This window comes from Sulfuricurvum sp. (genome assembly GCF_028688295.1).
Taxonomy (GTDB): domain Bacteria; phylum Campylobacterota; class Campylobacteria; order Campylobacterales; family Sulfurimonadaceae; genus Sulfuricurvum.
On the sequence record NZ_JAQTYM010000064.1, the window covers coordinates 1 to 12,992 of the forward strand.

14 protein-coding genes and 1 tRNA gene are annotated in these 12,992 nt (G+C 40.6%); 9 read left to right on the forward strand and 6 right to left on the reverse strand.

What is annotated here, in order from left to right:
• Positions 1 to 376, forward strand: a 376-nt coding sequence (locus PHR02_RS10945) for a hypothetical protein (RefSeq protein ID WP_299992057.1), incomplete at its 5' end; no start/stop codon positions are given.
• 23 nt (positions 377 to 399) lie between these two features.
• On the opposite strand, the gene PHR02_RS10950 is transcribed toward PHR02_RS10945, so the two are convergent.
• Together PHR02_RS10950 and PHR02_RS10955 are read right to left on the reverse strand one after the other, a co-directional pair.
• On the reverse strand, positions 400 to 1,716 hold the full coding sequence (locus PHR02_RS10950) for an integrase arm-type DNA-binding domain-containing protein (RefSeq protein ID WP_299992059.1): 1,317 nt from the start codon (positions 1,714 to 1,716) through the stop codon (positions 400 to 402).
• A 198-nt stretch (positions 1,717 to 1,914) separates the two neighbouring features.
• A tRNA-Ala gene (locus PHR02_RS10955) sits at positions 1,915 to 1,990 on the reverse strand.
• Positions 1,991 to 2,086: 96 nt separating this feature from the next.
• Between PHR02_RS10955 and PHR02_RS10960 the strand changes: the two genes are divergently transcribed.
• Positions 2,087 to 2,737 (forward strand): hypothetical protein, encoded by a 651-nt coding sequence (locus PHR02_RS10960; protein ID WP_299992061.1) that lies wholly within the window; start codon positions 2,087 to 2,089, stop codon positions 2,735 to 2,737.
• Between the two features lie 3 nt (positions 2,738 to 2,740).
• On the opposite strand, the gene PHR02_RS10965 is transcribed toward PHR02_RS10960, so the two are convergent.
• Complete coding sequence (locus PHR02_RS10965) at positions 2,741 to 3,163, reverse strand: hypothetical protein (RefSeq protein ID WP_299992063.1); 423 nt, start codon at positions 3,161 to 3,163, stop codon at positions 2,741 to 2,743.
• Positions 3,164 to 3,296: 133 nt separating this feature from the next.
• Between PHR02_RS10965 and PHR02_RS10970 the strand changes: the two genes are divergently transcribed.
• From PHR02_RS10970 to PHR02_RS10995, 6 genes are read left to right on the forward strand one after another with little or no spacing between them, the layout of a single operon-like run.
• Positions 3,297 to 4,403: an HD domain-containing phosphohydrolase gene (locus tag PHR02_RS10970; protein ID WP_299992064.1), complete on the forward strand. Its 1,107-nt coding sequence runs from the start codon at positions 3,297 to 3,299 to the stop codon at positions 4,401 to 4,403.
• 9 nt (positions 4,404 to 4,412) lie between these two features.
• Entirely contained in the window at positions 4,413 to 4,784 is a 372-nt protein-coding gene (locus PHR02_RS10975) for a response regulator (protein ID WP_299992066.1), read from the forward strand.
• Positions 4,784 to 7,120 (forward strand): ATP-binding protein, encoded by a 2,337-nt coding sequence (locus PHR02_RS10980; RefSeq protein ID WP_299992067.1) that lies wholly within the window; start codon positions 4,784 to 4,786, stop codon positions 7,118 to 7,120. The genes PHR02_RS10975 and PHR02_RS10980 overlap by 1 nt, the downstream gene beginning before the upstream one ends.
• A gap of 11 nt (positions 7,121 to 7,131) precedes the next feature.
• Entirely contained in the window at positions 7,132 to 7,917 is a 786-nt protein-coding gene (locus PHR02_RS10985; protein WP_299992069.1) for an HDOD domain-containing protein, read from the forward strand.
• Positions 7,918 to 7,961: 44 nt separating this feature from the next.
• Complete coding sequence (locus PHR02_RS10990; RefSeq protein ID WP_299992071.1) at positions 7,962 to 9,086, forward strand: FIST N-terminal domain-containing protein; 1,125 nt, start codon at positions 7,962 to 7,964, stop codon at positions 9,084 to 9,086.
• A 9-nt stretch (positions 9,087 to 9,095) separates the two neighbouring features.
• A complete protein-coding gene (locus PHR02_RS10995) occupies positions 9,096 to 10,061 on the forward strand; it encodes an ATP-binding protein (RefSeq protein WP_299992073.1) in 966 nt (321 codons plus the stop codon).
• Here the strand turns inward: PHR02_RS10995 and PHR02_RS11000 are convergent.
• On the reverse strand, positions 10,050 to 10,739 hold the full coding sequence (locus PHR02_RS11000; RefSeq protein WP_299992075.1) for a sulfite exporter TauE/SafE family protein: 690 nt from the start codon (positions 10,737 to 10,739) through the stop codon (positions 10,050 to 10,052). The genes PHR02_RS10995 and PHR02_RS11000 overlap by 12 nt on opposite strands.
• Positions 10,740 to 10,860: 121 nt before the next feature.
• Here PHR02_RS11000 and PHR02_RS11005 point away from each other — a divergent pair, with 121 nt between their 5' ends.
• The gene (locus PHR02_RS11005; RefSeq protein WP_299992077.1) at positions 10,861 to 11,124 is read left to right on the forward strand and encodes a cation transporter; all 264 of its coding nucleotides are present in this window, start codon (positions 10,861 to 10,863) and stop codon (positions 11,122 to 11,124) included.
• Between the two features lie 67 nt (positions 11,125 to 11,191).
• Here the strand turns inward: PHR02_RS11005 and PHR02_RS11010 are convergent, their stop codons facing one another.
• Positions 11,192 to 12,163 carry an argininosuccinate synthase domain-containing protein gene (locus tag PHR02_RS11010; protein ID WP_299992079.1) on the reverse strand — a complete coding sequence of 324 codons (972 nt, stop codon included), beginning with the start codon at positions 12,161 to 12,163 and terminating at the stop codon, positions 11,192 to 11,194.
• A 13-nt stretch (positions 12,164 to 12,176) separates the two neighbouring features.
• The coding region (locus tag PHR02_RS11015) for a toprim domain-containing protein (protein ID WP_299992081.1) at positions 12,177 to 12,992 on the reverse strand (816 nt) is incomplete at its 5' end.

A 12,992-nucleotide genomic window follows, 5' to 3' on the forward strand; every position in this document is an offset into this window, starting at 1 on the left:
AGTTCTAAATACCAATATCAAGGGAAGCTTCACTCCAGCATGTGCATCGGTTAAAAATAAGATAATTATCAATATTACGATCTTCAAGCAGATTGTTCAACGATTGCTCTATCTTGAAGATGATCAGCTTGAAGGATTTGTCAAATTCGCTATCGTTGAATTGAATGCCCGTCAACATTCACCTATCAAAAATATGGATCGGCACAATCCTTATTTAGTACAGTATAAATATCATTCAAAATTCAATCCTACCCTAAAACGGGATATCTATGGCATAGAGATTGATGGTGAGTATCTGGATTTCGGATATGAACAATTGGAGAATATGAAGAGAAAGAGCGCACTCAAAAATTTCATATTCGAAAGAATAGACTAAAGTTCAAATAGTTCGGTAAGCATTCATGCAGTCAAAGGTGAGTTGAATTTTGGTTGATTTTTTATTTCATCCAAAAAATTCGCCCACCATTGTAAAAGTTCTCGCATTTGCTCAGTATAATCAGCTTTGTGAGTGTAGGCTCTGACGGCTTGATTGGCTTCTTGATGATCGAGCACTTTTTCCATTGTTTCAAAACTAGCTCCATGCTCACGAGCGTGTGTTTCGCTAAGTGATCGAAATGTTCCCCGGAAGCTGTGAAGTGTTTGTTTGCGTCCATTCACTTCATCGATGAACCCCATGAGTCTCAGTGCTTTATTTGCACTTTCTAAGCCTATGTGGGTTTTAAAATTTGTGACTCCATGAAAGACCCATTCTCCCCATCCTGTCATTTCCTGCGTCTCTTTTAAAATAGCGATCGCTTGTTTTGGCAGAGGTAATACAAAATCAGGAAGGGTTTTGTTTTTTACTTTCATTTCAGATCGTTTGATGGTGATTATTGCTTTGTCAAAATCTATGTTATTCCATCTGAGCTTACAGAGGTTATCGGCGCGCAAAGGTATGATAGAGACCAAACGAAGGACATTTCGCACGACGACACTACCTTTATATTCATCAATTGCCCTGAGAAGTTCCCCTAATATCTTTTTATCGGTGATCTTTGGGTAATGATTTTTAACCGGCTTTTTAAGAGCGTCTTTTTTACTGATATTGGTGGTGATATTAAAAGAGGCGTGGCCGTGGCTGATTGCATAGAGCCAGAGACGGTTACAATCGGCAAGGAGACGACGTGCAGTTTCTGCTGCTGTTTTTTCCTTCTCATTGATGATTCGCAATAGCTCGCCGTGAGTAATGGTGTTGATATGTCTTGAAGAGACAATGGCATGTTGCTTGTCATATTCACATAAGCTGGGAAAAATATCACGCTCAAATGCTCGGCGACGCTTTTTTGTGGTTGTTTCATCATTGCTAAGTGTATCGAGCCATCCGTACGCTACAAGGTGAAATTGACCACTATGGAGAGCTTCATTCTCAAGTTTTTTCTCTTCAATAAGAGCTTTAATTTGCTTTTTCTCTTGTATTGGGTCAATTCCATTTGCAATTTTTGCTTTAAAAGTATTTCGTCGTTCTCGTGCTTCAGCTAATGTTATAAGCGGATAATTTCCTATCGTAGTTGCTTTTGGCTTTCCGTTGAGTGTGTAACGAATTTCCCAAATTTTTTTCCCATCGGGCTTGATAAGTAGTTGTAGCCCATTTCCATCGGACAGAGTGTATTTTTTGTCTTTTGACTTGGCATTTTTTATTTCTGTGTCACATAGTGGTTTTACTTTTTTCTTTCCCACAACCAACCCTCTAATGTAGGTTAAAACTGTATATTGTTTTCTAAAATTATATTAACCTACGTTAAAAACTACATTAAGCTTGCGGATTTGGTCGGATTGAGCCGTATGATACTGGATTGGATTTATGAACAAAATGGCCATAAATTGGGAGTTTTTGAGGATTTTCTGGATGATTTCGGATGAGGATGGAAATATAGTTGGTGGACCCTAGCGGGATCGAACCGCTGACCTCGTCGCTGCCAGCGACGCGCTCTCCCAGCTGAGCTAAGGGCCCAAAGATATTGGAGCGCCATTATACGATTAGGGCTCTTAAAAGTCAATGAGATACAATAGAGTAAAGTTTTTAAAGCAAGGTGCCGATATACGTGACATGAAAAAGTTAGCCCTAATAATGATCTTCGGTGTTGTCAGTGTAGTGTTGAGTGCGGAAGAATTTACGATTCAGACGATCAGTGCCCAAAAAGAGGCTTCGATCACTCCCGCTTTTGAAAAAAAGGTACAAAAAACTGCTCTTGTGATGAGCAAGAAAAAAGAGGGGACGTGCAATATCGTCACCGTAGGTAAATATCCGTCGGTTAAAGCAGCTAAAGTCGATATGAAAAAAGCCAAAGCGATCAGCAAAGACGCATTTGTCCGTTCAGCGGAGCGTGTAACACCAACAGTGTGCGAAAGCAAAGGTACTGAGAAACAAGTAGCGATGAAAGAGTCGAATGCGACAGTAGTTACCCCTAAAAAAGAGGAGATTACGGCAGTCAACGATACATCAACATCTGTTCAAAAAGAGGGCGTTGCAATGGTTGTATCCTCTAAAGAAAATAGTGTTGTAACGATTACTCCATCAACGCTTGAAAAGGTTGAACCCGTACCGTGTAGCACTCAACCGTGTGAGAAAATTTCTACCAATGTTTATCTCTATGATAAAAATTTAATTCGCAAAAGCGATCTCCACGAAGCAATCGAATTTTATAAACACTCTCCTTACCACACGTTTCGCCCTGTAGCTCTTCAAGGTAGTAAATGAGCCTTAAGGCTCTTTATTGAGGGCGCTGTAGAGGCAATCTAAATCAATTTTATGCAGTTTTTTTACTTCCAAATGAAGTGATTCGAGTAATTCTAGTGCATTCTCTCCGTTTGAGGGATAGCAAACGGCGGCTGACCGGATAGATTCGGCGAATAAATCTTCGATCATTCGTTTAACAATGCCACATCCGTATCGATCGGTATAGGGCATAACGAAAAAGTAGTAATGTTCACTGTGGACGATAGAATCGGAAGTCCGGAGTAGACTAGGAAGATTTGTATCAATCAACTCTTGCGAAATTTTCGAAAAATCACAAAACAAAATCGTAAAACTCTCTGAACGGTTCTCATCTAGCCGATCCGATATGCCGATATTGAGATCGATTAATGATGCAAAATTATAAAATGAAAATAATACACCCGCCATTTTGACTCCTCAAAAAAAATGTTCGGATTAGTATAGCGTTAATTTACTCAAACTAATAATTCTTTAAAACGACTAGGAGTACACTTAACAACAACGGTTATGATGATTTGGCCGAATCGGGAGTCTATTCAGTATGTCAATAATAAAGGTACTTGCTGTCGATGATCAGGAGTTTAATCTTGATTTGATCGAATTGGCGTTTATGGAAATTTCCGATGTAAGAGTTACACGTGCGATAAACGGTCAAGAAGCGCTTGATCTCTTGTTATCTGATCCTGATTACCGTGTTATTCTTTTGGATTTGGCGATGCCTGTTATGGATGGATTTGAAACTCTCACGAGGTTAAAAAGCAGTCAGATATGGTCAAAAATACCGGTGATTGTCGTGACGGCTAACTCGGAAGAGAAACATCGTGCGCTTCGATCTGGAGCAAGCGATTTTTTAGCGAAACCAATCGATGTTGAAGAACTAAAACTCCGCACACTTAATTATGCAAAGATCAAAGAGTATCAAGACGATTTGGGAGATATGAATCGTTTACTTGAAGAGAAAGTACAGCAGCGTACCTCTGAGCTTCAAGAAGCTTTGTCTCTAGCAAAAAAGACTGAATATGAAATTTCAGCAAGATTAGGAAAAGCCTCTGAGTATCGTGACATGGAAACTGGAATGCATATCAAACGGATGAGCCATTACTCTGCAAAGCTTGCGGAACTCATTGGATTACCGAGTGAAGAGGTAGAATTGATTCTTTATGCTTCACCTTTACATGATATTGGTAAAGTAGCTATACCAGATCAGATCCTTCTCAAGCCGGGCCGTTTTACTCCTGAAGAGTTTGATATCATGAAACTTCATGCAACATTGGGCGGAAAGATGCTCGAAACGGATGGTGATTATCCGGTGATTGAGGCAGGACGAGTTATCGCTTTGCAGCATCATGAAAAAATCGATGGGACCGGATATCCTGCAGGACTTTCAGGTGAAGATATTCACATACATGCGCGTATTGTTTCGATTGCAGATGTATTTGATGCCCTTAGTTCTGAACGCGTTTACAAAAAGGCGTTCAGTATTGCAAAAACGGTTGAGATACTTCAAGAAGGGGCAGGGACCCATTTTGATGCCAAATTAGTTGACCTATTTATCAAAAATTTAGATGAATTTTTAAAAATTAAAGAGGCCTTTCCTGATGAAGAAGAGACCCCTTCAATTATGAGCCTGATCGATCAATTGCAATAAGGAGCAAGAGTGCATATTTTAATAGCTGAGGATGAAGAATACAATCAAATGGTTGTGCAGGCAATGATTGAAATTCTTTATCCGAATGTCAGTATGGAGATTGTCTCAAATGGGATGGAAGCGCTTGATAAGCTTAAGAATGGATCGTTTGATCTGCTTCTCTCCGATGTTGATATGCCATTCATGAACGGATATGAATTGGTCACTGAAGTCAAAAAATTAGGATTGAATGTTCCTATGATCTGTGTTACCGCTTTTGCAATCAGTGGAGACAAAGAGAAGCTTCTTTTACATGGATTTGAGCGCTATATCTCAAAACCTATCGATATGGATGATATGAAAGCAGTGCTTGATCCGTATTTGTTAGCTGGGGGATGTTGATGTATAAGTCGGTTGATGTCTCTTCGCTTATTGCTATTTTTGGTTTAAATGAAGATCAGATGGCAAAGCGTGAGAAAGTGGGAACGTATATCCATTCGTTTTCAGCGTTGGTTTATGATCGTATGTACAACCACTATCTTTTAAAAGATCCTATTTATCATAGTATCCTCTCCTCAGCAGATGTACCGCGCCTCATTCGAATGCAGTCTGAATATTTGAGTTCATTATTTATTCACCCTTTTGATGAGCGTCTTCTTGATCGAACTCGCCAAATTGGAGATATTCATATTGCTATAGGCCTTGAGGCTGCACATGTGTCTCGCGGATTCAATATTCTTAATGAAATTATTGTGAGTTTGAGTGAAGTGAATACACAAATTCGTGAGGATATGGCAATCATTTTTAAAATGCTCCATATTTCGGAAACAGTGATGAATGAGAGTTATTTTGAACGTTATGCGAAATATCAAGATGAATTAAAAAAAGAGAACGAAATTCTGAATATCTTTGATAAATTGTATGCAGCGTTAACGATCCATAAACAGAATCAGAAAAAAGTAATGAATTATTACAAGAGCAGTCAATACGAGGATGTGATAATTCCTAAGTTTCATACTGAAGAGAGTTGCCCTTTTAGTGCTTTGATGGATGAACTTTCTGATAAACAACCTTTGCTTGAGGGATTTGGAATTAATTTAGAGACAGTACGTGCTTTGCATCATGAATATCACGAAGCTGTTGAAGCATTAATTTCGCCTATTAAAAAAGATGAAGATGGAGTAAAAAATATCATACAGAGGCTCGAAAAATCTTCAGCGGAACTTTATACCGTTATTGACAAACCATTGGATGAAATATCCGCTACATCGTATCTGGGTGTTCACTCGGGGATTGCATTCTTGGAAGCATGTACCCAATCGATTCATGATGGAGCAATCAACCGTGACACGGAAGAGATATTAGAAGGGGTGCAGGAGAAACTTCGATCACAATTAGAGCAGATATTGGGCTGGTGTATTGAAGAACTTTATATAGGATTTTATGATTTTCCTAAAGAGATTGAATTTGATATTTATGAAAAAATTATTTTGAAAAATAAGAGAATGAATGTCGCTGTCGCTATTAAACCTGTCCCAAATAAAGTATTTATGGTAGAAATTATCAAGATTTTACTTGAAATTATTCGTCAAAATACCCATAGTCGAGAGAGAGAATATGCGTTGATTCAGCTTGTTGACCAAGTAGAGCGTGCGAGTCAGTCCAAAGATATGTTTTTAGCTAACATGTCCCATGAACTTCGTACACCGCTCAATGCGATTATAGGATTTTCTCAGATTTTGGGGATGAATCAGACACTGCCTCAAAATCTGAAACCTTATATCGATAAGATCGGAATCGCAGGGAATAATCTTCTTACTCTCGTTAATACGATTCTCGATTTCGCAAAACTTGAAGCGGGTAAACTGACCTTTAAGCCTGATGTAATTATTGTTTCGGGGATGTTGCGTGATGTGGCGACTATCATCGAACCGATGGCATCGAAAAAATCGATCCATTTTCACTATTCGGAGATGATCTCTTTAGGGCTTTATCTTGATCGGCAGTTGATTCATCAAGTACTTTTGAATCTTCTGAGTAATGCGATCAAATTTACCCCCGAGGGGGGCGATATAAGTATGTCTGTTGAGTTTGATGATGAGAAAAGGGTGTATCGATTTGGGGTGTGTGATAGTGGTATCGGAATTGAGGCCAAAGATATTGTTACGTTGTTTGATCCTTTTACTCAGGTGGAAAATCCATTTCAAAAATCTTCTAAAGGGACGGGATTGGGGTTGGCCATCTCTAAACGAATTATCGAAGATTTACACGGTGGAGCTTTGTGGGTTGAAAGTGAACCGGGTAAAGGGTCGTGTTTTTACTTTACTATTCCAGTATCCCAAACCCAAAACACATTAGAACGTTATGTATCATCCAATGAAAAAGCTAAACGGATGTTGATCGTTGAGGATGCGCCGGAATATCAAAAGATGTTGATTGATCGCTTGAGTGAATATTATCATCTGGTGGTGACGAATTCTGTCAACAAAGCTAAAGAATTATTAGAAGAGGAAAAATTTGACTTTATCGTTCTCGATTTCTTTTTAGTTGATGGAATCAGCTCGGAAGTATTACAGTTTATGGAACGTAATCAGATCCGAATTCCGGTTATTATTATTTCCGCAGAAGATGATAGTAAATTGATTGCCCATCTCCCCGATACCGAGAGTGTTGAGGGGATATTTAATAAAGCGCATATTCAAGAGATTTGCGACTATTTAACTAAACGAATTGGATAAGGAGAAAGAATATGACTGAAGAGATAAAAAGTCTACCCCCCCTACCGGCATCTATTGTGAAAATTCAAGAGTTGTGTATGAGTAATGATACGGATATCGATGAACTTTCAAAAGTCATCGAGAGTGACCCGATGCTAAGTGCCAATATTTTGAAATCGGTGAATTCTCCGTTGTACGGTATGAGTAAAGAGATATCTTCCATCCCACAGGCGGTGATGTTGTTTGGTATTTCGATGATTCGAGGATTTGCAGCAGCGAATGCGATTAAGAAAGCAATGGTGATTGATTTAAGCCCTTATGCTAAAACGATTGACGACGTAAGTAATCTTTCAACACTGCAGAGTGCTCTTGTTCGGGAGTGGTATCGCAATGTAGATAAAAGCATGTTGCCGCTTTTGCAAAGCAGCGCTTTTTTGATGGAGTTGGGAAAACTTCCCGCATCTCTTAAGGTGATTGCTTCGGGAGAATTTGAAAAGTTTGCTGTAGAGATAATTCATGGAAAACCGATTGTTGAGATAGAACGCTGTTATTTGGGGCTTAGCAGTTATGAGATCGCGGCGATGATGTTTGAACATTGGAATTTTGAATCGGCATTGACTGATGCCTTGAAAGAGATAAGTAATCCAGGTACTAAAAATCCTTACGCGCAGGTACTTAACGTGGTAAGCAAAGCCCTTAATCTGAGAGATCAGCTAAGTGACAAAGCATTAAGTGACGCGCATGAAGCAATCGAAGGATTTGGATTAAATCGTAATGCTTTTGATGAAGCGGTTGATGCGATAAAATCGAAAAAATAAAAGAGAAAATGAGAGTTCAAACTAACAATTAAAGGGGATAGAAGATGAGAAGCCAACAAATTCGATGGAGTGAAACATCAGGATGGAGCGGATATAACGCGATAGAGGGTTTGTCTAGCGACTTGGTTTTGGTTTTTATTGATCATCCTAAATCTCTAAGTGATGAATGGTTTGAGGAGCTGCGTTCACTCTTTCCTAACGCTGTTATAGCGGGTGTGAGTACGGCAGGAAGTGTTTTGGATACCCTTATCAGTGATCAAGATGCCGTAGCGACAGCAATCACGTTTGAGCGATCATCAGTACGCTGCGTATCCGGTCTCGTCACAGATTACGTTGATGTTGAAACGTTAGGATCGGATTTGGGAAGAAAACTAATGGATGAGACTTTGCAACACGTTTTGATTTTATCAGACGGACTCAGTGTGAATGGGAGTGCGTTAGCCAGAGGGTTTTCAGAAGTGTTACCGCAGGGAGTCACTATAACAGGCGGTTTGGCGGGAGATGGAACCCGTTTTGGGACGACGTATGTTATCGCCCAAGGTGCAGCGCAAACAGGTATGGTTGCCGCTATCGGTTTTTACGGTGAGACATTGCGTGCCAAAAGCGGTTGTTTTGCCGGATGGGATGAATTTGGACCGGAACGGGTCATTACACAATCAAACGCTAATGTGCTTTATACGATTGATGATAAACCGGCATTGGAACTCTATAAAAGCTATTTAGGTGAGTTTGCCGCAGACTTGCCCGGAAGCGGTTTACGCTTTCCGATAAGTGTTCGCGAGAATACACAATCAACCCCTTTGATTCGTACCCTTTTGGCGGTAGATGAAGAGACACAAAGTCTCACCTTTGCAGGGGATGTTCCTCAGGGGCATTTGTGCCGCCTTCTCAAAACCAACATGGATCTTTTGATCGAACATGCCGGATTAGCAGCTGAATCATCCAAGATCGATCAAAATGAAGCGTTTTTAGTAATTGCCGTCAGTTGTGTAGGACGGCGATTAGTTTTAGGACAACTTTGTGAAGAAGAACTCGAAATAATCCGAGAAACGTTAGGGGACAAGGCAATCATTACCGGTTTTTATTCATACGGAGAGTTGTCTGAAAAAGGGGAAAGCCGTTGTACCTTGCATAACCAAACGATGACACTTGTCAGTATTTATGAATAAGGATTGAGTATGGGCGATAAAGTGTACCATCGGCTCTTGATGCGTCAGATGAGGCGTTTTATGAAACCCGAATTGATCGAAGAGTTAACACCATTTTTAGAGAGTATCAGTGCTTTTTATGAGGATGTTGACAAAGAACGTCGAATGCTAGAGAGGACGCTTGATGTCAGTTCGAAGGAACTCGAAGAAGCAAATAGTTCACTCAGAGAACAAAATAAAGAACTTCGAGCTCAAGAGGAGCTTCGCACTTCACGTGATGAAGCGATTATTGCGATGAATCAGGCGCAAGAAGCCAATAAAGCAAAAGATGCTTTTTTATCCAGTATGAGCCATGAGCTTCGTACCCCTCTGAATGCGATTATTGGATTTTCACAAGTGCTGATGGCAAAACCTGATACTCCTGATTCGGTAAAAATATTTGTTGATAAGATCAATCTGGCAGGAAAAAATCTCCTTTCATTGGTCAACACGATTCTCGATTTTTCAAAAATTGAAGCGGGTAAAATGGAAGTTCATAAAACTCTATTTTCCATGAATGATTTGATGAAAGAGATCACGGTGTTAACTGAGCCTATGGCAGAGAAAAAAAGATTGACATGCATTGCTGTAATGGATAAGGAGATAGAGATATATGCTGATCGTCAGCTTATTAAGCAAGTCCTGATCAATCTCATTACAAACGCTATTAAATTCTCTCCCGAGGGAGAGAGTATTGTTTTAGAATACACTCACGAAGATCAAAGAGAACTATTTTCCCTTTGTGACCATGGACACGGGATTCCAAAAGCAAAATTTGAGATGCTTTTTGATCCATTCACGCAAATTCGTGAACATCAAAACGATGCAATCAAAGGGACGGGACTAGGGTTGGCAATTGTAAAAAAGATTATCGAATTACATGAAGGGGAAATTTGGGTAGAGAGTGTTGTAGGAGAAGGGAGTTGTTTTAACTTTACCCTTCCGTTACAACGGTAAATCAAAAAAGTAGGCTAAACCGTAATAGATGCTGTAAAAACCGTAAATGAGGATTGCTAACGCTGCGATACGGTTCATCGTTTGGCGAAATGCGATCTCTTTAAAAAAGCTCACTGATTGTCCTAGCGCGAGGAGAGTTGGTATGGTTGCAAGACCAAATGCAGCCATAATCAATCCCCCGTCGATAACCGAAGCTGAAGCAGCCGCTTTCGCGGCAAAGAAAAAGACAAATCCACACGGAAAAAAGCCGTTCATTACCCCTAAAGCGAAAAAACTTCCGATAGTTTTACTTTTGATAAGACGAGAAAAAAGGGTTTTAAAGAGTGAATTACTTGAAAACCCTCGCTCGAGTAAGTGAATTAATTTAGAAAGTCCAAACATACCGAGTGCCGTGATAATCATGATGATTCCGGCAAAGATAAAGAGTGCTCCATGCATCTCCATACTCAAACTTACCAATGCACCGATACCACCAAAAATTATCCCTAAGATGACGTAGGAACTAACACGTCCGATATTATAAGCACTGTGACGGATGAGTTGCGCACTTTTGCTCATCGTTGAATCGATTTTGGTGGAGCTATAAGCAACGATAAATCCCCCACACATCCCAATACAGTGGCCGAAGCTCCCCGCAAATGCAATTGAAATTATAAGCCACCACTCGATACCTTGCATAATGTTACCTTTTCGTAAATATTAATAGCATAAATGATTTTTGTTACAACAGTGTTAAGATTTAACACAAATTTAACTGTTCTATGAAACAATAGCATGAAATTATTTAAAGGATTCGTGAATGAAAAAAGTTCTCCTCTCGTTAGTAGCATTAGTCGCCGTTTCAAGTGCCGATCAGCTCGTTAAGCTCAATGTAAGCGGTATGACTTGTCCTGCATGTGTTAAAAATGTAAAAGGGACATTGAATGAAGTGAGTGGGGTTAAAGAGTCAAGCGTTTATCTCAAAGAGGGTAAAGCGGAAGTCAAAGCCTCAGATGGTACAAAGCCTGAGGCGATGTGCGACGCGGTTAAAAAAGCGGGTTATGGCTGCTCTGTAACCAAATAATTTCCCGGGCTTCCTGCCGAAGGAAACACAGTGTTAACGTAGACGGAGGGGCTTTGCTCCTCTGGCGTTAAATAAAGTATTTCTGTGCATCGTGGCGGCTCATGTCGCTCACGGTTGTTAGTGCTTCTTCACCAAATATCAGTGTCTGTTCCCCTTTAAAGTCCTGTTTACAATACGCTAGCATCAATTTTGCCGCTAACACTTTATCGTTATTACTTGCATTGCGTGTGATAAGACAGTGGGGGCCGAAAAGTTCGGTACTGATATGAATAAATTTAGGGTTTACAATCGCTTCTAAAATGTCGTTATCTTCGGCATTACGTCCAATAATAAACTTTGCTCCTTCGGGGAGACGAAGCTGACGACCGTATTTAAGCGTTGGTATATCCTCTACGGTAAATGTGTCATGAGCGATAAAATCGCGGATTTTGTTGGAGAACTTCTCATCGGTGAGGAGACATCCGCCACCGGGTGCTTCGTAGTCTTTTAATCCGAATTGTTGTGCCAGTTCCATCTGACGCTCACGGTTCCGCCCGACAATGTTTTCGAGTTTTTCTCGATCTACCCAACCATTGATTTCGGGAATCGTCGGTTCAAGTGATTTGGCACTCATAGGACGTAAAAGTAATCCGTCGCAGTTGCTTAGATTGAGTACTTTATCAAGCGATTCACGATTTTGGCTCATTGGGCGTTGCCCCAGAACTTCACCGCTGATCAGAAAACTCGCTCCCCACTCTTCCATTAGACGTTTGGCAACTTCAAACATTTTGGCATGGCAGTCGATGCAGGGGTTAAAATTTTTACCGTAGCCGTATTTCGGGGTAAATAAGACTTCACGGATATATTCGTCACGGATGTCAACACTGCGAAATTCAGCGCCTACTTGTTCACACATATTTTTCATGTGAGCTAGGCGGTCTTTGGTCGAACCGAATCCTGTGTTGATGTTACAGGCGATCACTTCGATCCCTTGGTCAATGATGAGTTTTGCCGCGATGGTAGAGTCGAGACCGCCGCTGAATAATGCGATAGCTTTCATTTGTGTTCCTAAATTATGTGAGCGGGACGAGTTCACCCCGTTTAAGACGCTCAATTTTATCCCGAAATTGACGTATTAAATACGACTTTTGATCGAATGATACCGTATTTTGGGTTGTCACTTTTTTGAGTTCACGATTATAATGGGCACTCAAGAAAGTGATAAGCTCTGCTCGCAAGCCCTCATCCCCCTCAAATGTCCGTATTCGATCATCAATCATCAGTGCGCTGAGACGGGGATCATCGCTACGACCTTGAAGTGCCGCTTCAAACTCACTTCCGTGATATTGCAGCAATGAGCCGTCGATAAAATCGAGTAAGGTATTGGCGATATGGGGACGTTCTAAAAGTGTTTTGATAAAGCTCAGTTCCCAAATATCGTGATGAGAAAAATTGATCGGTTGTACAGCAACATTTTTGTTAGTTCGTCCCACTTGGATTAATGAAGGAGAAATCCCCAGTTTCGACGCAACAAAAGGGCGATACTCCTCTTGGAGTAGCGGAGAGAGGGTTTTGAGAAACGCGATGTTCTCGTGCAGTGCCGTCTCTTTCGCCTTGTGGTCTTGGAGATCATACGCACTAACCATCTCTGAGATAACAAACTCGATAAAAGGGATTGGTTTATGGAGGAGTGCATTGAGTTGTTCGATTTGACCGTTTTTAATCATATCGGCGGGATCGAGTCCCCCCTCAAATAAAACAACGCCCCCATCAAACCCTGACATACTAAGGAGCTTGGAGGCTTTGTATGCGGCGGCACGTCCCGCTTTGTCCCCATCATACGCGAGGAATATTTTCGGTTCCCCTTTGCGCAACAGCGGAAGATGCTC

Bases quoted from the DNA above. Each gene is read 5' to 3' on its own strand.
- PHR02_RS10965 (WP_299992063.1), bottom strand. From the start codon at position 3,163: ATGGCGGGTGTATTATTTTCATTTTATAATTTTGCATCATTAATCGAT.
- PHR02_RS10995 (WP_299992073.1), top strand. From the start codon at position 9,096: ATGGGCGATAAAGTGTACCATCGGCTCTTGATGCGTCAGATGAGGCGT.
- PHR02_RS11005 (WP_299992077.1), top strand. From the start codon at position 10,861: ATGAAAAAAGTTCTCCTCTCGTTAGTAGCATTAGTCGCCGTTTCAAGT.
- PHR02_RS10990 (WP_299992071.1), top strand. From the start codon at position 7,962: ATGAGAAGCCAACAAATTCGATGGAGTGAAACATCAGGATGGAGCGGA.
- PHR02_RS11010 (WP_299992079.1), bottom strand. From the start codon at position 12,163: ATGAAAGCTATCGCATTATTCAGCGGCGGTCTCGACTCTACCATCGCG.
- PHR02_RS10960 (WP_299992061.1), top strand. From the start codon at position 2,087: ATGAAAAAGTTAGCCCTAATAATGATCTTCGGTGTTGTCAGTGTAGTG.
- PHR02_RS10980 (WP_299992067.1), top strand. From the start codon at position 4,784: ATGTATAAGTCGGTTGATGTCTCTTCGCTTATTGCTATTTTTGGTTTA.
- PHR02_RS10985 (WP_299992069.1), top strand. From the start codon at position 7,132: ATGACTGAAGAGATAAAAAGTCTACCCCCCCTACCGGCATCTATTGTG.
- PHR02_RS10970 (WP_299992064.1), top strand. From the start codon at position 3,297: ATGTCAATAATAAAGGTACTTGCTGTCGATGATCAGGAGTTTAATCTT.
- PHR02_RS11000 (WP_299992075.1), bottom strand. From the start codon at position 10,739: ATGCAAGGTATCGAGTGGTGGCTTATAATTTCAATTGCATTTGCGGGG.